The sequence below is a fragment of the Pseudomonas sp. AP42 genome (assembly GCF_001728935.1).
Taxonomy (GTDB): Bacteria; Pseudomonadota; Gammaproteobacteria; order Pseudomonadales; family Pseudomonadaceae; genus Aquipseudomonas; species Aquipseudomonas lactis.
Genome location: NZ_LYSO01000021.1, coordinates 49825 through 68313, shown reverse-complemented (window position 1 = coordinate 68313; position 18489 = coordinate 49825). Strand labels below are relative to the sequence as shown.

Sequence of the window (18489 nt, the reverse complement as noted above, 5' to 3'; positions counted from 1 at the left end):
GATAGCTCACGGCCATCTTCGCCTGCGAACCCTTTGTTCACCTGGCAAGAATTTGGCGCTGGCTTACCTCTGCACGATCCGCATGCATGACCAGGCCGGGAGAGGATTAATCAGGTCGGTGTGCCGCTACCGCCAACAACAGCTGACCATCAGCATGCGCGGGGAACGACGTGTTGCCCCGCGCATAGCCGTAGCAGATGTCACGCGCCGATCACATAATCCGACTCACATTTTGCCGCGACGTGAGCTCGGCGGCTCTCCCCAGTATTGTCCCCAGCGCTCCTCTGGCGTCTGCTGAGTACCTGGCTGCACATGGTTGTGATAGATGGCGATGCTATTGATGAGGCTGTGGGTCAAATCCTCCAATGAGAACACTGGTGATGATTGCCCCAAATGTTCCAGGTCTCGATTGTTGATGGTCAGTCGGGAGGTAACATTTCTCACAACCCTTTCTACTACGCCCCCCCATTGTCGAGGCGTGGACTTGAACGTGATTTCAAGAGGCCGATGGGGCTGCAAGAGCGGTTTGGTTCCAGGGCGAGCCTGCCCGTGCAGTTTGATCTTGATCCGTTTTTTGACAAAGTAGTCGAGTGGCGTGCCGAGGATACTCGGGCCTTTGAAAGCAATGTTCACAACGTCCCGCGTCAACCTGTTCAAGTCATTATCCAATACCACCGAACTTCCTAGGATCGCACAGGTTTTCGAATCGATGACAAGTGCATACGAAGGCCGCCTGATCTTGCCGTCTGGTAGTGGAATTGTGACGTCCAGCTGGCCAGTTTCTACAAAAAGGTCTATTTCATCGAGAGCAGTACATGTAGCGACACCTTCGTTGAAGCTGAACCCTACCCGCCCAACCTTCGAGTAGTGCAACTGACAGGTGATGAGCCAGTTCTCTCCCTGGGACGACGCCCATACACCCTCTGCTTCAAGGAGGCATTCATCTTCATCCCAGAGGTTCCGGCTTGCAGGTTTGCCCATTACGAAGTGGTTGCCCGTGTCAGAGCCTTCACCGATCTTGGTGGCGCGCCTCTGATCATCAGCGACGACCTTTGTGACATCTACGGCTCCCTGGCCCGCATAGAACTCCTCGGCAGAGCGGTAAATGCGAAGATTGCTCCATTGTGTCGCATCGTTGAGCACGTGTTCTAAACCTTCAAGGCAGATCGCAAGCAGTTCATCAGGCTTCTCATTAGCCTCACGTGCCCGTTCTAACCCCAATGACGAATTAAAGACAATGGCTTGAGCACTGGCTAAGCGCGCAATCAAATAGTCCAAGGGCTCCTCGCCTTCATCGACGCATTGAAGTGTCGACTTATAGCCGAGACATCGCGCCAAGATCTCCATAATGTGCGTATAATCGCATTCAATATTATTTGCTGCTAGTTTGGCTTCAGAAAAGTCAGCTGCACTGTATATCAGGGTGATCATGAACTTCTCCCTTGGCGTACGGACACAAATGAGAGTTACAGCCATGAGCTGTCGCAGGTTGCTACAACTAAGAATATATCCATGCGAAATTCTTCTGGCGCACTCAATTAAATCGGGACTATCAAAGCGCGGCACCCAAATAATTCTTCCTGCTGGGCTGAGAATTTCGGTGCCAACCACAGACTAGAATGCATTTGGAATGAGTCAAGCCTTCCAGGCTTAACTCATGCGGCATGCGTATGTTGCTTTAACTAAATATTGCTTGTTTTGGCATTGAGATATCTCGCACCCCGCCTCACTGCCGCTTAATAAATAATTATTCGAGTTAGGGTATATATTGTCTACGCCCGAAGCTGTCCATTGTTGCAAGCCCTGAATCTGCGGGCAGTTTATGCGCGTGATCAGGAGCAACGAAAAGCCCAAAAGCCACTAATTTATTCGTTGCAATATCCTAGTAATGACACATTATTCCGTCATGGTCTTCCAAACTGAGGGGCCAAGGCAGTTTAAAAATCCGGGCATAACGTCCGACCAGCGGTATGGTCGGTGAGGGCTTTTTGTGCCTTGAAAGCGATTTCCGCCCGCCCAAGCACTATCATGTATGGCCTGACCTGAGCCTCGCCTGCAGAATATGCGAGCACATTTTGCAGGCTCACGACCGACGCACTTACAGGCGCTTCTTCGGCGGCTTGTATTTACATTTGGGAAAGGTTGAGCAGGATTGGAACTTTCCGTATGGCCCTAAACGCCATATCAACTCACCAACTTTACAGCCTGGGCACGATGGGCCTTTAGCCTTGGCTGGAATTTGCTGAGTACCCGCTGCGGCGCTCCGCTCAGCGGCTACTGGCTGTTTAATCTTCTGTCCGTTCTCATCACAGGGAGCTACGACACCTTCGTCGATCAACTCTTGCAGGAAAGATGAGCGGCGCCCTGCGACGGTGAACATTGCGACGCTGCGCCTGGCCCTCGTGAGTGCGACGTAGAAAAGCCGACGCTCCTCACTGGATGGAAAGGTATCGCCCTGCGGCATGACCAAGGACAGCAGTGGGTCGTCAACTTTAACGTTTGGAAACCCACGCATGACCATGCCTGGGAGAATCACATAGTCAGCCTCGTCCCCCTTTGAGGTATGCACGGTCTTGAATCTGAATGCCATGCGATCCCCAAACCGTTGCTGCCAATCGTCACTCAGGAATTTGGCGTCCAGCTTGTAGCGCCCCAGCACGAAGACGCTCACTTTTCCGCCTCGCCCCAAAGGCACTCTCCCCTCGCAGATCTGCTGGTAGAGACGCTCGACATACTTATCAACCGCTTGGGCTACCTTGTTTCGGTGTCCGACCTGTATAGCCTGGAAGGCCGGCCCAATGGGCGCCGTCACAGAGTTCACGTTCTTCTTGAACTGCGCAGGGTTCTTCGATACGAATCGGCTTGAGACGTCACAAATGGCCTGCGGGCATCTGAACGTCGTTTCAAGCCGGAGAACCTGGCCATGGCCGTACCAGGGTTTGAAACCTGTCATCACGGAAACGTCAGCACCCGCGAAGCGATTGATCGATTGCCAGTCGTCCCCAACGGCGAACAGAAACCGATTAGGCTGCCGAACGAGGGCCTTGCAAAGGCGGGCTCGTGCTCGCGATGCGTCCTGATACTCATCGGCCATAACCAAGTCGTACGGCGACCGGTGCCCTGCCTCCAAATACCCTGCAGCCTTGTTAATCATGTCTTCGAAGTCGATTCCGCTCTCTGCGGCCAAGGCCTTGTCCCATTTCTTGAGCACCGGGATCAGCAGGTCAACGAAAATGTTGAATCTGTACTCGAAGGCGCCGCTGTCCATCTCTGCCAAGCGAACCTTCAAATCCTGTTCCGTGTAGCAGTTGCTTTTAAAATGGTTGATGAACGTACGGATCAGCCCGAGCAGGTCGGCATGCTTGATGGGTTCCAGACCATTGGGAGGGATTGGGCGATCAGGGTTTGGATCAAGCTTGATGCCTCTGCCGGTGAGCTCTTTCGCTAGATGAGTGAAGGCCTCCCCATTGCGCACTTGATGAGAGAGCGTTTCGATCAGTTGTGTTCCCTTCTGCTTGTGGATCTGACGCTTCCAAGCCACCCCGTCCAGGTATTTCTTGAATTGCTCAGGCGGCTGGCCATCTTCATCCAGAGCAAAATGCTCATGGTAAAGATTAAGACCTGGGTAGTAGAAATCCGGGAAGTACTGACGATGTTCTGACGTCGCGGTCGGGTGCTCGTATGCACGTTCGTACTGGTAGTCGACCCCGTTGTAAAAAAGCCAGTTGGCAATGATGCACTCTTCCTGGCTGGCCACCTCCTCGCCTTTTAGGGTGACCAGTTTTCCCTCGCCGTCCGAGTTTGTCGTATCGAAGAGCTTGTCGTTGCTTGAAAGCGGTAGGTGTCGTCCAAAAACTAAACGGAAAATATCCCAGCGGGTGCGGAACGCTGGGCACTCATCTTTGAGGTCGTCGACAATGTCGGATAGCTTGGCCAACACGAGTTTCTTTTTGCGAGCCCATGCAGGCACATGAGGTGTGCTTCCGGTAGCTGAGCCTATGATCTTCAGCCCTAGCGAATGGAACGTCATGGCTGCAATCTCGATGCTAGGCTTGCCAAGGCGTTCAAGAGAGGCATTGGCCCGCGCTTGAAGCTCTTCAGCCGCATCCCTGTTGTAAGCCAGCATGACGATAGACTTGGGGCTGACAATCCCCCGATGCATGGCATAGATGGCCTTGGCGACCATCGTGGATGTCTTGCCGGAGCCCGCTGACGCGACCACCTGCACTCGGTTGTCAAAGCACACCACCGCCTCTGCCTGCTCGTCAGTCAAAGGCTTACTTTCTACCTTGTCGAAAAGCTGCCGGCAGTCACGAAGCTCTCGCTTCGTGTGCAGCTTGTTGCGCTCTTCCCATGTGCTCGCCCAATCGGACGTCCACCGTTCGATATCGAGCTGAGCTTGGGTATACCCATCATTCAGATGAGCCCTTACCTCTGGGGTTTCAAGCAGCTCTTTCAGGGCCGCTACGCTCAACTCCAGGCTTGGTTTGCTCCCCAGTAACGCTTGCTGGTTTTCATGGGTAAGCCAGCGGTGCTTTTGATCAGCGGTAGCTAAGGCATGGTCAACTTCTGCGAGCCACTGGGACAGCTTGGCGTAGTAGGAATCGAAGCGTTGGCAGCGGGATCGTTTGAGGAGATCGCTCACCGCGCGGTGCAGAGCCGGAGCGCGTAGGTTCGAGAGTCCACCAAAGCGCACGCCCGTTCCTGCGGGCCACACGAGTTCCGACCAGAGCATGCGGCGTTTGATTTCAAAGCTTGGCAGCGTTTCAGGCGCTATGTGGTATTGCTCCCCACCGGCGGCCACCACAAGACGATCGCTCTCGACGAGGAGGCGCCAGTTGGCTGATCTAGTCAGTAAGCGCCCTAGCCAGGATGGCGTCCATTCCAAAAACATGCACGATTCCTACGCTCAAATAGGCGCAATTCTACCCCAATCTTCAGGGCTTTCGGACGTGCGCATGGATAGGTTCAGATCTCGGGTCTGGAACTGTCCCGGCTGGCAATGTGCTGGCGAATACTGCGACCAAGCACTGGTCTGTGATCATGCGCCTGCTGTTATGTACACCTGGATGCCCTCTATGCACTGAACCTTTAATGCCTCCAGGCTTCCCGGGCTGCGCGCTCCGGCTGTCCTGGGCAGCGTTGGGGGCAACGGCATGGCGGCTAACTTAAGTCCTCCCTACCCTTCGAGTTCAAAGCTGATTTCCCGGAAAGCGGAAGTTATGATGCTCTCTACGCATCCGCCGACGTCGAGCGCCGCCGGGCAAGCATGGAGCTGTTCAAACGTGACAATCGCGCGGTATTTTTCTCGCCATCTACGTCTTGAAAACAACGAGTCATCGAGCTGCTCAGCCATCGTTGATGAGGCTGGTCTTCTTGCCATTGCAGGCCCCAAGGTCATATTGGGGGAGCCGGGCATGGGTAAAAGCCAGCTGATTGAGGAATTAGGGCGGCGCTTAGACGTCCGGCCAATCACCGCGCAACGGTTCATCGCCAGCGGCAACCCGGGGCGTTTTCATCTTCCTGGTAAACCTCTGTTGATAGATGGGCTCGACGAAGCCATGGCGCGGCGGGATAGCGATGCTGTGGATATGGTGTTAGGGAAGCTTGAGGATGCCGGGCATCCCGACTTCATCCTTTGCTGCAGGTCGAGAGAATGGCAGGCACGCAATGTTGTGAACCTGGCGCAAATTTATGGCTCAGAGCCCAGCATCCTAACCATCGAAGCGTTTACGAGGCTGGATGCCTTTGCTTTCATGCGCCAGCTCTATCCAGAGCTCGATGTGGATCACATCCTTGATCACCTGGAGGATCAAGGGATCTCCGAGCTCTATCAGAATCCTCTGACTCTTAGCCTCATTGGCAAAGTCGCTGTTGCTGACAGGACTCTCCCTGCTACACGTGCGGGCCTTTTTGAACGGGTGTGCACTCTACTCTGGCCTGAACATGACCCTCACCGTATTGACGACGCGCTTGGCCTTCTTTCTGAAGAGCAAGCGCTTTCGGCCGCTGGGGCTCTCTGCGCGGGATTGCTGCTCGCGAGCGGGGACGCGATCAGTCGCTCCGGCCCTAATCATCTCGTAGTAGGGGATGTCAGGCTTGCCGAGCTCAGCGAGCTACCCGAGGCGGAAGCCGCACAAGCGGTTTTTTCCTCAAAGCTGTTCCAGACTGTTGGCCCGGAACGGGCAAAGCCCATGCACCGCGTGGTTGCAGAATTTCTCGGCGCGCGATGGCTGTCAAAGGTTGCAAGAACCACCCAAGCACAGAAGAGAGTGCTCGCTCAGTTTCGCACCGGCGGTAGCGTGCCTGCGAGTTTGCGAGGTCTGCACGCATGGTTGTCTTACCACAGCCCTGCTATGTCATCTGCGGTGATTGCAGCCGACCCATATGGCGTGCTGCGGTATGGCGAGACGGCGAACCTCACGGCAGAGCAAGCTCAAAGCATGCTCGACGCGCTTTCATCCCTGTCACAAACAGATCCTTTTTTTAGATCCCATGACTGGGGCAGTCATAAGGCCAGTGGCCTGATGCATGAGCACTTGGCAAGCAAAATCGAGACGATCATTACATCGCCGGACAGCAATGTTCACTTAAGGGCCCTTCTGATCGAGGGCATCAATGGTACTCCGCTAGCCAAGTCGCTCGAAGACGCGCTTAACGGCGTGGTGTTCTCGGATCGTTATGCTTTTTCAGAGCGCAAGCATGCCGTGCAGGCGCTACTGCCAACCTGTGACCGGGTACGCCGGCAGAGCATGATTGAACGCTTACATGAGACCTACACTGACGTGTCGTTCGAGCTTGCGCTACTCATCATCGAGGCGACTGACTTTGACGTAAGCGATGAGCTTCTTGCCATGAATATCCTGGCGTGCTCAGGGCTATATGTTTGTTCGCTGCCCAGAGCAACCTCACGGACATCTGGCGGATTGTACTGGCTACCGTTCAGCCAAAAACTGGCTCTCACTAGGATTCCAAAGCTGCTGAGCCTGCTCACTGAGCAATGCATTCCGGTCGACATCAGTGAGACTGAGCCACCAGGCTACCTGGTCGGTCTCATCGCGCTGCTTATAAGTCGGGTCATCGCTGAAAACGTACTCACCACCTGCCCAGAAGATGCAGCGCTTCTCTGGAACTGGCTAGGCGCTATGCATCGGCTAGATCTTTACGATGTACCAGAGAGGAAAACACTCAACGCCCATCTCGACAATGCCGACGACCTCAGGCGTGCCGTCCAGCAATATGTGCTGCATGATCTGGAGCCTGCCAGCTCTGTCTGGTCACAGAATTGTGATCTGGAAGATCGCCTTTTGGGGCTTGCAAGCCGCAAGTCCGACTTGATCTTTTTTCTGGAGCAACTGGCTCTCTTTAGCACTCAGGATGAGAAAGCCCGGGCGCAATGGCGTGATTTGATGTTGATAGCGTGTAGAAATCGCACGTTTGACCCTGATGTTCGAGCTGTCAGTCGAAAATTTCAACGGGATGACCCTGAGCTGGAGGCCTACGTCTACACGCTCGAAAATCCAGTCAAATCCGAACTTGCGATTCGAAGAGAATTGAGACAGGCGGAGCGATTAGAAGCGCTCCGCGTTCAGTATGCAGCCGATAGTGATCACTATCTTCAGAACCGTTCAGCTCTGCGAAATGGCGATTTGCGGGAGATACTCCATGCGGCCAGATACTACCTAGGCCACCGCGACGTTTACGACGTGCACCTTAACTCAGTTGAGGCCCTCACGGCGTGGCTTGGTGCCGAGTTCGCCGAGGATGCCCTTGTAGGCTTTGAGGCCGTGCTACACCGCGATGACCTTCCTTCTCCCCATGATGTGGCTCACAGCCCTGCTGAGGAGAAGGTCTGGAATTACTGCTTCCCTATGGTTGCCGGATTACTGACTAGGCTGCGCGCGGGTGGAGGGTTCTCAGACATCCCAACGCCCGTTCTCCTATCCGCTTTGATTGCTTGCTTGCACAATCAGATAGCGTTTGTCCCCGACAACCTTTCGTCCCTGTGCGAAGCACTCGAACACGAGTTATTTGGCAACCATGACTTGCCAAGGCGAGACACCCTGAGTCGTTATGACTTCGCTTGGCTGTGCCTTGAGCCCTGCATCAAGGCTGGCAAACCACAAATCTCAGCGATGAATGCAATCTTCTCCCAACCCCAGTGGCATGCAACCGCTGCTCACCTTTCTGCGGCCTGGCTCAGCGACCAGCTCGTGATGGGAGAATCGGTTGAGAACAGGATGATCCATCTCTTGGTCGCACCAGAACATCTGCACGAGATGGGCGCGATCGCGAAGCTTTACTCGGACGTTGAATTCAGCTCCGTCAGTCGGATGCTCGTGTGGCGGGCCGTAGATTTTCTGGTCAGCTTTAATGAGTCCAGGGAGGCTCTTGCGGTAATTGGCAAAGATCATCCGGATTTCATTTGGCCCATCATTAGGCTTATACCCGGAGAGCGCCGAGGGCAAAAGCGTGTACTCGATACCGCTCAAGTCAAATGGATCGTATCCAATTTTCGAGGATCCTGGCCGCGCCAGAACAGGCCGTGGGTGAGTGACGGAAGTCAATCTCCTTTTGAGGCTGCCAGTTTCGTTCGATCAATGATCCAGCGGCTCGCAGACGACACCTCGATCGAGGCAATTGAAGCCCTGCAGGAGCTGATTGCAGGGCCGGAGGACAGCTACACCCTAGATCTTTTACATATGGCGGCCGAGCAGCGGCAGAAGCGTGCAGAGGAAGACTTCGCTCCCCTTCAGCCGTGTGCTTTGAGTGCTCTGCTTCGTGAGGGGCCGCCGACAAACATGGTCGATCTCAGAGCACTGGTGCTCGATGAGCTTTCTGTGATTCAGAAAAAATTGTTGGGTGATGACCTTGACCGGGTAAGCATGTTCTGGGGCGACAATGGTGTGCCCTACATTGAGAACATGTGCAGAGACCGATTTGCCATGCTGATCAGTCGAGAGCTGGAGCAGTTCGGTATCCGGGAGCTCACGGAGGCCGACATGCCCAAGTCCAAGCGAGTGGATCTCGCGTTTGCCTGCGGTGACCTTCAGCTGCCAATTGAGATCAAGTGCCAGTGGCATGACGAGGTTTGGCAAGGTGCAATCCACCAATTGCATGATCGCTATCTGATTGATTGGCGCTCGCATGGCTGTGGGATTTACCTGGTGTTCTGGTTTGGGGAGCTGCCGTCCAACACAGGAAAAAGACTGCAGGCTCCGCCCTCGGGCGTCCCCACTCCCCGTACCCCTGAGGCCATGCGGCAAGCCTTGATAGAGTGCCTGCCGGAAGCGTTGCGATCTCAGATTGATGTGGTGGTCATAGATATGGAAGCGGGAAGAACAAACCTCACGCCTCTATCGGATGCCGGATAAGGCTCCAGAACTGAGAGTGGTTCAGGGGCGAGAGCAGAGCTAAACGTCTGCCTCAGCAGACCACCCTGGGTACTACCGGCTTCGCCTGGAAGGCTTCACGGGCGGTTTAGGGACGTCCTGTGTGGGGACGGCAGACTCCTGCTGCAGCACTCCAGCAGAGGTCTCTGCTGGCTCGGCGTCCTGGCATTCGAGTTGAACCTCTAGGTCGAGCAGGCGCCGCGTTAGATCACCTTCACGATTCGTGGCCAGAGCAGCGGAAATGTTGAGCGTTTTGACCTCCTCCCTTAGCTCCAGCACTTGGGTCTTATGGTGTTCGATGATCGCAGCGGCCCTCGCGTCGGATAGCGTCAAGGCCTGAACCTGACTGGTGAGAAGCTCTACCTTGTCGCTTTGCGCGTGTAAGGCTTTTGCCTGTTGGCGTGCCTCGCCTATCAAGTGCTCGTTATCTCGACTCAAACGTGTCAGCTCATCCTGTTTGACCACGAGTGACTCTCTAACCTGACGCAATTCCCCCTGGGTTAGTTGAAGCTGGCTTTCGTGACGACGCTGGTCTTGCTCCCGTTGCTCTTTTGTAGCTTCGCGGTAATGCTCAAGGGCGTTACGGGCATGAATATGCTTTTCCTCCAGGGATTGAATCTGCTCATCCCGTTCCTGGATACGACGCTCTAGGTCATCACGCGCCTGGTTCAATTGAGCGTTACGGCCAAGCTCTTCACGCAGGGACGTTTCACTCACCTGGAGCGCCGCAGTTTGAGCCTCCAAGGCCGACTGTTGAGCCTCGAATTGCCGCTTTAACGTCGCGAACTCGCCCTCCAAGCGTTGGTTGCGCTCCTCACGATCACGAAGCTGTTCATCAAACTTGGCTTGGGCGACAGTCAACGCCTCACTGCCCTCCTCCATCACTTGGTCAAGAAGGCTCTCAACACTCGCCTTCAGCGCACTGCCTATGCGGTCGCGTAGCTCGATGACCGGACGCTCAGCCGCATCCAGCTCTTTCAGATAGCGAGAAATCGTGGACTTGGAGCCCGTATTTCCGAGTTCTACCCGCACGCTGTCGATGCTCGGGTGCATGCCCTTGGCTAGCAAGGCCTGTCTCGCCTTTTGCACCAGCGCTTTGTTGATTCCACCCCGAGCCATGGATCCACTCCTACGATTTCGTACTGTGTTACATGTCATGTAATTACGTGACACGATATAGGAACTCTAGCTGATTTTACGAGCGGATTCTAGGAGCCTATAATGGAGCCTTATGGCTTCTAGGAAGCCGATTCTGCTATTTGAGCGTCCAGATACCCTGCTCTCGGCACCAACCCTCCGATTTCAAGGTCAAGCGAGATGGACAAGGCGAATCGATACCTACAGGCGGGAACCCGGGAAAACACACGCAAGAGCTACCGGGCTGCCATTGAGCACTTCGAAGTAACCTGGGGTAGCTATCTCCCTACGACAGCAGATGGGATCGTTCGCTATCTCGCCGAATACGCTGACAAGCTGTCACTGAACACTCTCAAGCAACGCCTGGCGGCCTTAGCGCAGTGGCATATCACCCAGGGCTTTCCCGATCCGACGAAATCTCCAAATGTGCGCCAGATGATCAAAGGCATCAGGGTTGTGCACCCCACGAGGGTCAAGCAGGCCGCCCCGCTATTGATCAGGCATTTGGAGCAGGCGATTGAATGGCTGGAAAGTGAAGCAGCGGCTGCTCTGAAACGTGGCGACTACAAATCGCTCGTGCGCCACCGCCGGTCGGTCGCAATGGTGCTTATTGGATTCTGGAGAGGATTTCGTGGCGACGAGCTCGCCAGGCTGACTGTTGAAAATACAGAGGCATCAAGCGGTGAGGTCATCAGCTTTTACTTGCCCTACACCAAGGGTGACCGCGCTCATGAAGGCCAGACCTTTCAAACGCCGGCGCTGACAAACCTCTGCCCTGTCGAGGCGTACATCAATTGGATTACTGTTTCGGGCCTCACCAAGGGGCCGGTGTTCCAGCGTATCGACCGCTGGGGTAACCTTTCAGGCAAAGCCATTCAGCCCCACAGCCTTATCCCGCTCCTGCGCCGTATCTTCAAGGAAGCTGGCTTGCCCGAGGCGCTCTACACCAGCCACTCGATGCGCCGGGGATTTGCGACTTGGGCGTCGGCGAATGGCTGGGACATCAAGGCGCTAATGGGCTATGTCGGGTGGAAGGACATTAAATCTGCCCTGCGCTATGTGGACTCAAGCGTATCGTTTGGAGGACTTGCCGTAAGGTCGGGTACAGTGCACCTGAACACTTTCTGAGTCTTGCTCAAGTGATGCGTACAGACGGGTGCCCTGCCCCCCTTCCGAAGCAACCCGTTATCGAAATTCTGCATTGCAAAACCACGGGTCATCCGCCAAGGCCTCGTAGAGCACCTTCTTCCATCCATTTACCAGCAGGTCATCGGCGCGGGCGGCTGCACGGAGGAAGTCTGCAAAAGCACCAAGAGGCTGTCGGGTAAAGTAAAGGGTATGCATATCCATTAGAAAGCCGACTTCTGTGCCTGCCTGGATGCTGTAGCGCTTGGCGATTCCAAACAATTCAAAATGGTTGGCTGCCCGCGCTTTGTCCTCCTCCGACCAGTTTTCCGGTGGATTGACGAAGTAAGTGATCGTGCAGGGCGCGGTATGGGTCACGGAAACACTGATCCACCGTTCCTCGAAAAACTGCCGCTTGTCCAGGTATGGATGAAGCAATTGCTGGTGCGGGTGGTCGACCAGGGGGTTGCGCTTGTCAGTATTGCAATCGCGACAAGCTGGGATCAAGTTGTGGGGGACAATTGCCAGCTTTGGATAATTGGCTTTTGGCAAATAATGATCCAGTGTTCGTGGTTGCCCTATCCCACCACATGTTGGGCAGTGATCACCCGCAGCAACCAAGATGACGTCGTAGAGTGCTCGACCAGGCTCCCTCTGCACCATGTAATATTCATACAAGTTGACCAATTCGCTTTTCCGAACGTCATCGACAACGAAAGGATCCTCCCCACGCCCCACCCTTAAAGATGGTAGCTGCCAAGTGGAACCTACGGATGCTCGCTCAATGAACTCGGCAGCGTTGGTTTTTATGCTTGGAAGGATACCTCTCATCCTTTCTCTCTGTTGATCATCGATGATCGCGGAGATACAGGTCAGAAACGCGTCCTCAGGAGAGCAGTCGGGGCCCGTGAGTTGCTTCATACTTGCGCCTTAGAATCACGCTCAGCGATAAGCGCTCTAAGGATTGCCTGGGCCTCAAGCCCCAGTCTTCCCCCGAATTTCCGCAAGATGACATCAAAACTATGTCCCTCGGCGGCTTCTGCAGCAAGCAGGGTGTGAAAGCCGGAAGACGCCACCTCCAAGCCAAAAACTTCCCGAGTCAGAATTCCTACATTCTCGCCGAACGTCTCAACTGTTGGTCGTTGTGCGGCGGCTACCAGGTGAGAACGATGAATTTTCCACACGCATGAGGCGGGTATTTCCTGAAGCACCACCGGAGAATGAGTGGCCACGATCGCTACACCGTTACGATCAAGGAGCAATTCACTCAACGCCCGGATAAGGGCCGATAGAAGCGGCGGATGCAGGTGGCTTTCGGGCTCATCCATTAAAACGAGAGTTTTTTCCTCGACCCGCTCTACAAGCTTTGTGATGGTCAACAAAACGATTGAATGGCCAGAGCTGAGATTAGAAAAAATCTCGTTAGCTGCGGTCATCCATTCCTCGCCACTCAAGGACAGCAGCCTGTCGAATCCCAAGCCTGCGAAATTCTCATCAGATTGCAGGGTTTTGACGGCTTGCCTCCAACGATCACGCTTATACGCATCTCGTAGACAGCCTCTCATCCCTTCAATGAAGTCAGATTTCAATACATCACGACGCTTCAACTCATGCCACGCGTCTTCACCTTTTGACTTCAATCCGACGTAGAAAAAGCAGGTGCCCTTAGCCGGGTCAGGCTGCTCTGGTGGCGGGTCGAAAGGGTCAAACGCGCTGAACGATACGAGCAACACGCTGCTAAAAAAGTCTGGGGCAATGATCGCCCGTTGTTGGCCCCAAAACTGAACCTGATGGATCGCATCCGCACCAGTGTGGCCATCATGGATGGCTTTGATGATGCCATTCAAGATAGTGGTTTTCCCGATGCCATTGCGCCCGATTAGCGCATGGACATTCGTCAGGGGCGTTGAGTCAACGCTTACGTCGAAGCTCAACTCAATTCCCGCAGTAGAGTTGTCAGCCTGCTTCGTGTAAACGAAAGAAAAGTTTGTCCGGACAGCGCCACCCAGAAGGACTCGCGCAAACTGGTTCTTTACGCTGGTCAAGCTGACATCCCGCAGCAAAGAGACTGAGAGCACTGGCTCGTCTTTTATCGCTTCGAGGATTTCAGGATTGGCAACGATGTCGTTCATCGCCGCAAGGAAGCTGAACCGCAGATCCCCAGAGGACGAATTGGCGATTTTTTGGTAGTACTCGACACCAGTGCCCAGTGAGAAAAAGCCTTCAGGAAGGTTTTGGAAAGTGTCGGGAAGCTTGGAGCGCGTCGTAGTGGCGATGTCCTGCCCTTTAAACCCGATTTTGACGTTTTGAAGGTCGTGGGCCTCGCCGAATTCGTCGTATACGAGCACATGGAACATTGTGACAAAGCTGTGATCGTTCCAGCGGTCAAATTTGAGATACGCAGTGCTGATCTTCCCGCTCGGGAATTTGTCATCCCTGCCTATGATATGGAATTCCATTCTTCCCTGTTCCTGAGGAGCACGAGGCTCAGCGGCTGACTCGGATTCCGCCTATGGTTGCACTTCAGCTCCGGAACTACAAATCAGTGAGCATTAGCCCGTGGATTGAGCTTGGTGCCCTTTCTGCTAGTCGTCAGCTACAGTTCCATGACCTAGCAGTGGCTCACGGCCATCGCCTTAACTCAGGGAAGATCCCATGCGCATCCAGCATCTGGAGCTTGCGAATTTCCGCAAGCTTAAATCCGTTAGAATCGACTTGGCGGCCGAAACCACCCTTCTAGTGGGCGCCAACAACAGCGGCAAATCTTCAGCAATGCTGGCACTACGCAAATTCTTGGTTAAGCCGACGACGTTCCGACTGCAGGATCTCACCCTCTGCCATATCGCCACGCTCGATGCGATTGGCCAGGAGTGGGAACAGGCCGATGACAGCTTCGCTATTCCTGCATCCAACGCTTGGGCTGAGTGGCTGCCAACGTTGGACGTTTGGCTACGAGCTGCTCAGGGCGAGCTCCACCACATCCGCGACCTGATTCCGAATTTCTCCTGGTCAGGCGGCATGGTAGGTATGCGATTTCGGCTGGAGCCTGATGATCTTCCAACGCTCTACTCCGACTATCGAAAAGAACGGGCACGGGTCGCTACGCTTCTGGAGGAAATTGAAAATCAGGCTGCTGATGGCCAAGTGCGCCCGACCCTCCAATTATGGCCGCAGAACCTGCATGACTACCTCAACCGGCGCTTGGCCAAGGCGTTTAAAGTGCGTTGGTACCGCCTTGATCCAGATAAGCTTTCGCCACCTAACGCAGAAACCAGGACTGCCAATCTTCAACCGCTGAGTGATATGGCAATCCCGCTGGAGCGGAATCCCCTACTTAACTTGATCAGAGTTCACGAGATCAATGCGCAGCGCGGTTTCGGGGACAGCGCCGATGAGGGACAAGACGAAAGTAAACCCGGAAGCGGCAGGAAGCTTTCTGAACAGTTACGCACTTATTATCGTCGCCACCTTGACCCCGGTGATAGCCCGGATGTGCATGACCTAGAGGCCTTGCGGGCGATTGAAGCGGCTCAAAGTGCCTTCGACAGCAGGCTCTCTGTCAGCTTTGCGCCAGCACTGAGAGAGGTCGCAGGTCTCGGCTACCCGAACAACAGCGATCCGAACATCAAAGTAGCAACTCGTCTCGCGCCAACAGACGGAATGGATCATGAGGCGGCTGTACTATTTGAGTTGGACTCTGTCGCAGGAGCACCAGGGGAACCGCGCCTGAGCCTCCCCGAGACATCCAATGGCCTTGGCTACCAAAACCTCATTTCCATGATATTCCGTCTCATGGCGTTTCGAGATGACTGGCTTAGGAAATCTCGTACCCCTGAGGAGCGCAGCGCCGCCAACGTTGAGCCAATCCATCTCGTACTGGTCGAAGAGCCTGAGGCTCACCTGCACGTTCAAGTGCAGCAAGCCTTCATCAAGCATGCGTACCACGTGCTGTGCAACGATCCTCTACTTGAGGAGTTTCCAAACCTGAGAAGTCAGCTGGTTGTGAGTTCCCATTCAAGCCATGTCGCGCATGAAATCGAGTACGAGCACCTTCGTTACTTTCGGCGGCTCCCATCCGGGATGGCGAATATCCCGATACCGGTATCCACGGTCTCGAACCTGAGCACGGTGTTTGGCCAACCCGGGAAGACCAAGGAATTCGTCACACGATACCTCCGGGCGCATCATGCCGATCTTTTCTTCGCTGACGCGGTAATCCTGGTCGAAGGCGCGGCAGAGCGCATGATCCTTCCCCATTTCCTGCGCGAGCATTTCAAGTTCCTCGACCAGTGCTACATCACTATTCTCGACATCGGCGGAAGTCATGCTCATCGCCTCAGACCACTGATTGATGCCCTGGGGATTGCGACCTTGGTAATCACTGACCTCGACGCAGGAAAAGCCAAGGCGGCACAGCCAGTTGCTCGGGGGGCCGGGCAAATCACGAATAACCCTACCGTCCGCCACTGGATGCGCGTGGTTGGACGTGGTCATGATGTGGATACATTGCTAGACCTCCCTGCCGAGCAGAAGGTGGAAGAGATCGATGCGCTCTATTCGATCAGAATCGCCTACCAAACCCCTATCACCATTCGTCTGCCAAAAACCGGAGCACAAACCGAGGCCTTGCCCAATACATTTGAGGACAGCTTGGTATTGAGCAACGTCGAGCGTTTTGCTGGGAAATCACGTCGTGGGCTGATGCGTGCGTTCAGTGAGGCCGTCCAGACCGCCGACACGGCTCAAGTACTGGGTGAAGCGTTGTTCGAGAAGCTACGTACAGGCGACAAGGCAGAGTTTGCCCTGGAGATCCTGGGCGATCCAGAATTCAGTCAACTCGTGGTTCCCACTTACATCCGTGAAGGCCTGACCTGGCTGCAGTCGAAGCTGGAACTCAAACGCAAAGACCTTCTGGTGGTTCCACCCGCAATCGTCGAGGTGACAGAAGAATGAGTCCGTCAGCGCCGGAGCGCGATAACCCCATTCGTGATGCTGACGACATTATCCGAGAATGCCTGGATCTGGATCACCCACGTAGTTTTTTCCTCTACGCCGGCGCGGGGTCGGGGAAAACCCATTCTCTGGTAACCGCTGTCAGGGAGCTGAAATCACGCGCGCAAAAGAGACTGACCTTCGAAGGGCGTCAGGTTGCGATCATTACCTACACCAACGCAGCATGCGAGGAGATTGCTCGCCGGCTGGAGCATGATCCCTTAGTGGTCGTTTCAACCATCCACGCATTTTCATGGCGAATGATCCAAGGTTTCAATGACGACATTCGCGATTGGCTTCGCACCAAACTCGCTGAAAGCATCGAGGAACTGAAAGACAAAATCGCAAAAGCTCGGGATCCCAACAATAAAACCGCTCGCGCCAATCGTGCATCTCTAGAGAGTAAAACGCGCCGACTTGCGGGGTTAGATGAGGTTCTCAGCTTCACCTATAGCCCCACCGGAGAAAATCGGGGACGCCAAGCCTTGAACCACGCCGAGGTCATTCAGATGGCGGCTGCATTTATCCAGCGTCCACCTTTGCTGGACGTGATGGCCGATCAGCATCCTGTACTTCTAATTGACGAAAGCCAGGACACCTACGGCCCTCTCATGGACGCGTTCCTGACCGCTCAATCGCTGATCCCGAATCGGTTTTGTCTTGGGCTATTGGGCGACACCATGCAGCGGATTTACAACGATGGCAAAGAGCAATTGGAACAGGCAATACCCGCCGAGTGGGCCACCCCCGAAAAGCCAGTAAATAGAAGGTGTCCAACGAGAGTAGTGGAGCTCATCAACGTCATCCGCAGCGCCGCCGATGATCATCAACAGGATCCAAAGCCTGGTGCGATTCAAGGGTCAGTGCGCATGTTCTGTACCCGGCAACCTGCAAATGGCGGCTTTGAGTTGGAGAGCCAGATTGCTCAACGAATGGCGCAAATTACAGGCGATGAGCAGTGGGCAGCAGGAGCATCTGAGCGCAAAACACTGATCCTTGAGCACAAAATGGCCGGTCGGCGCCTAGGATTTGAGGGCATTTTTACTCCTCTTTACGCAGTTGAGCACCTGCGTACCAGCCTGCTGGATGGAACGCTGCCGATTCTTAAATTGTTCTTCGACGGGGTGATGCCGATTTTGGACGGCGCCAGGAGCAGCGAATTCGCACTCATGGAAGCTGCGCGGATGAGATCACCTCTCCTCGACAGTGAGCACATGAAAGCGGCCCCTGATCAGTTGGGGTTACTTCAACAAGTCGGTGCCGGTTGCCAAACCTTGTGCGATTTGGTTGCAGGCAATGATCCATCTTTGGCCGATGTCGTGCTGGTGCTGGCGGAAACAGGTCTACTCGAAATACCCGATCGTCTCGCAGCTGCCCTGGCACAGGGTGTGACTGATGAAGAACCGCCCGAGACAGTTGATCGTGAAGCACTTGAAGTACACGCCTACCGTATCCTGTTGGGACGGCGATATTCTGAAATGGTGGCATTCGCTGGATACGCTCAGGGCTTGTCACCCTTCGATACTCACCAGGGTGTCAAAGGCTTGGAGTTTCCACGAGTCATGGTGATTCTCAATGATGAAGAGGCCGGAGGGTTCCTCTTCAGCTACGAAAAACTGTTGGGCGTTAAGGCTCCGTCCGACAGTGATATCAAAAATCAGCGCGCTGGAAAGGATGATGCGCTATCCCGAACGCGCCGCCTGCTTTACGTCACCTGCAGCCGGGCAGAGAAAAGCCTGGCGATTGTGGTTTATACAGCTCAACCGGAAATCGCCAAAGAGCGCGTAGTCGAGGCTCGTTGGCTCGAAGCAGACGAAATAGAGATCATCTGAACCGCTAGGTT

The 18489-nt window shown here is 54.6% G+C and carries 9 protein-coding genes; 4 read left to right on the top strand and 5 right to left on the bottom strand.

Annotated elements, in window-relative coordinates; genetic code table 11:
* Positions 1-225: 225 nt before the first annotated feature.
* Positions 226-1431, bottom strand: coding sequence for a hypothetical protein (locus A7K61_RS10960; protein WP_069557546.1), 1206 nt, complete (start codon positions 1429-1431; stop codon positions 226-228).
* A 667-nt stretch (positions 1432-2098) separates the two neighbouring features.
* Positions 2099-4894, bottom strand: a complete 2796-nt coding sequence (locus A7K61_RS10955; RefSeq protein WP_218188548.1) for a UvrD-helicase domain-containing protein — start codon at positions 4892-4894, stop codon at positions 2099-2101.
* Positions 4895-5222: 328 nt separating this feature from the next.
* Between A7K61_RS10955 and A7K61_RS10950 the strand changes: the two genes are divergently transcribed.
* Positions 5223-9374 carry an NACHT domain-containing NTPase gene (locus A7K61_RS10950; RefSeq protein ID WP_256557768.1) on the top strand — a complete coding sequence of 1384 codons (4152 nt, stop codon included), beginning with the start codon at positions 5223-5225 and terminating at the stop codon, positions 9372-9374.
* Positions 9375-9446: 72 nt separating this feature from the next.
* On the opposite strand, the gene A7K61_RS10945 is transcribed toward A7K61_RS10950, so the two are convergent.
* Positions 9447-10511 (bottom strand): DNA-binding protein, encoded by a 1065-nt coding sequence (locus tag A7K61_RS10945; protein ID WP_044308069.1) that lies wholly within the window; start codon positions 10509-10511, stop codon positions 9447-9449.
* Positions 10512-10709: 198 nt separating this feature from the next.
* On the opposite strand from A7K61_RS10945, the gene A7K61_RS10940 reads away from it, so the two are divergent.
* A complete protein-coding gene (locus A7K61_RS10940) occupies positions 10710-11657 on the top strand; it encodes a tyrosine-type recombinase/integrase (RefSeq protein ID WP_044308070.1) in 948 nt (315 codons plus the stop codon).
* A 57-nt stretch (positions 11658-11714) separates the two neighbouring features.
* On the opposite strand, the gene A7K61_RS10935 is transcribed toward A7K61_RS10940, so the two are convergent.
* Both A7K61_RS10935 and A7K61_RS10930 read right to left on the bottom strand, forming a co-directional pair.
* Positions 11715-12575, bottom strand: a complete 861-nt coding sequence (locus A7K61_RS10935; protein ID WP_256557767.1) for an HNH endonuclease — start codon at positions 12573-12575, stop codon at positions 11715-11717.
* On the bottom strand, positions 12572-14113 hold the full coding sequence (locus tag A7K61_RS10930) for an AAA family ATPase (protein ID WP_069557544.1): 1542 nt from the start codon (positions 14111-14113) through the stop codon (positions 12572-12574). The genes A7K61_RS10935 and A7K61_RS10930 overlap by 4 nt, the downstream gene beginning before the upstream one ends.
* Positions 14114-14309: 196 nt before the next feature.
* Between A7K61_RS10930 and A7K61_RS10925 the strand changes: the two genes are divergently transcribed.
* The gene (locus A7K61_RS10925; protein WP_069557543.1) at positions 14310-16607 is read left to right on the top strand and encodes an AAA family ATPase; all 2298 of its coding nucleotides are present in this window, start codon (positions 14310-14312) and stop codon (positions 16605-16607) included.
* Entirely contained in the window at positions 16604-18478 is a 1875-nt protein-coding gene (locus tag A7K61_RS10920) for a UvrD-helicase domain-containing protein (RefSeq protein WP_044308073.1), read from the top strand. Before A7K61_RS10925 ends, A7K61_RS10920 begins: the two co-directional genes overlap by 4 nt.
* The last annotated feature ends 11 nt before the right edge of the window (positions 18479-18489 follow it).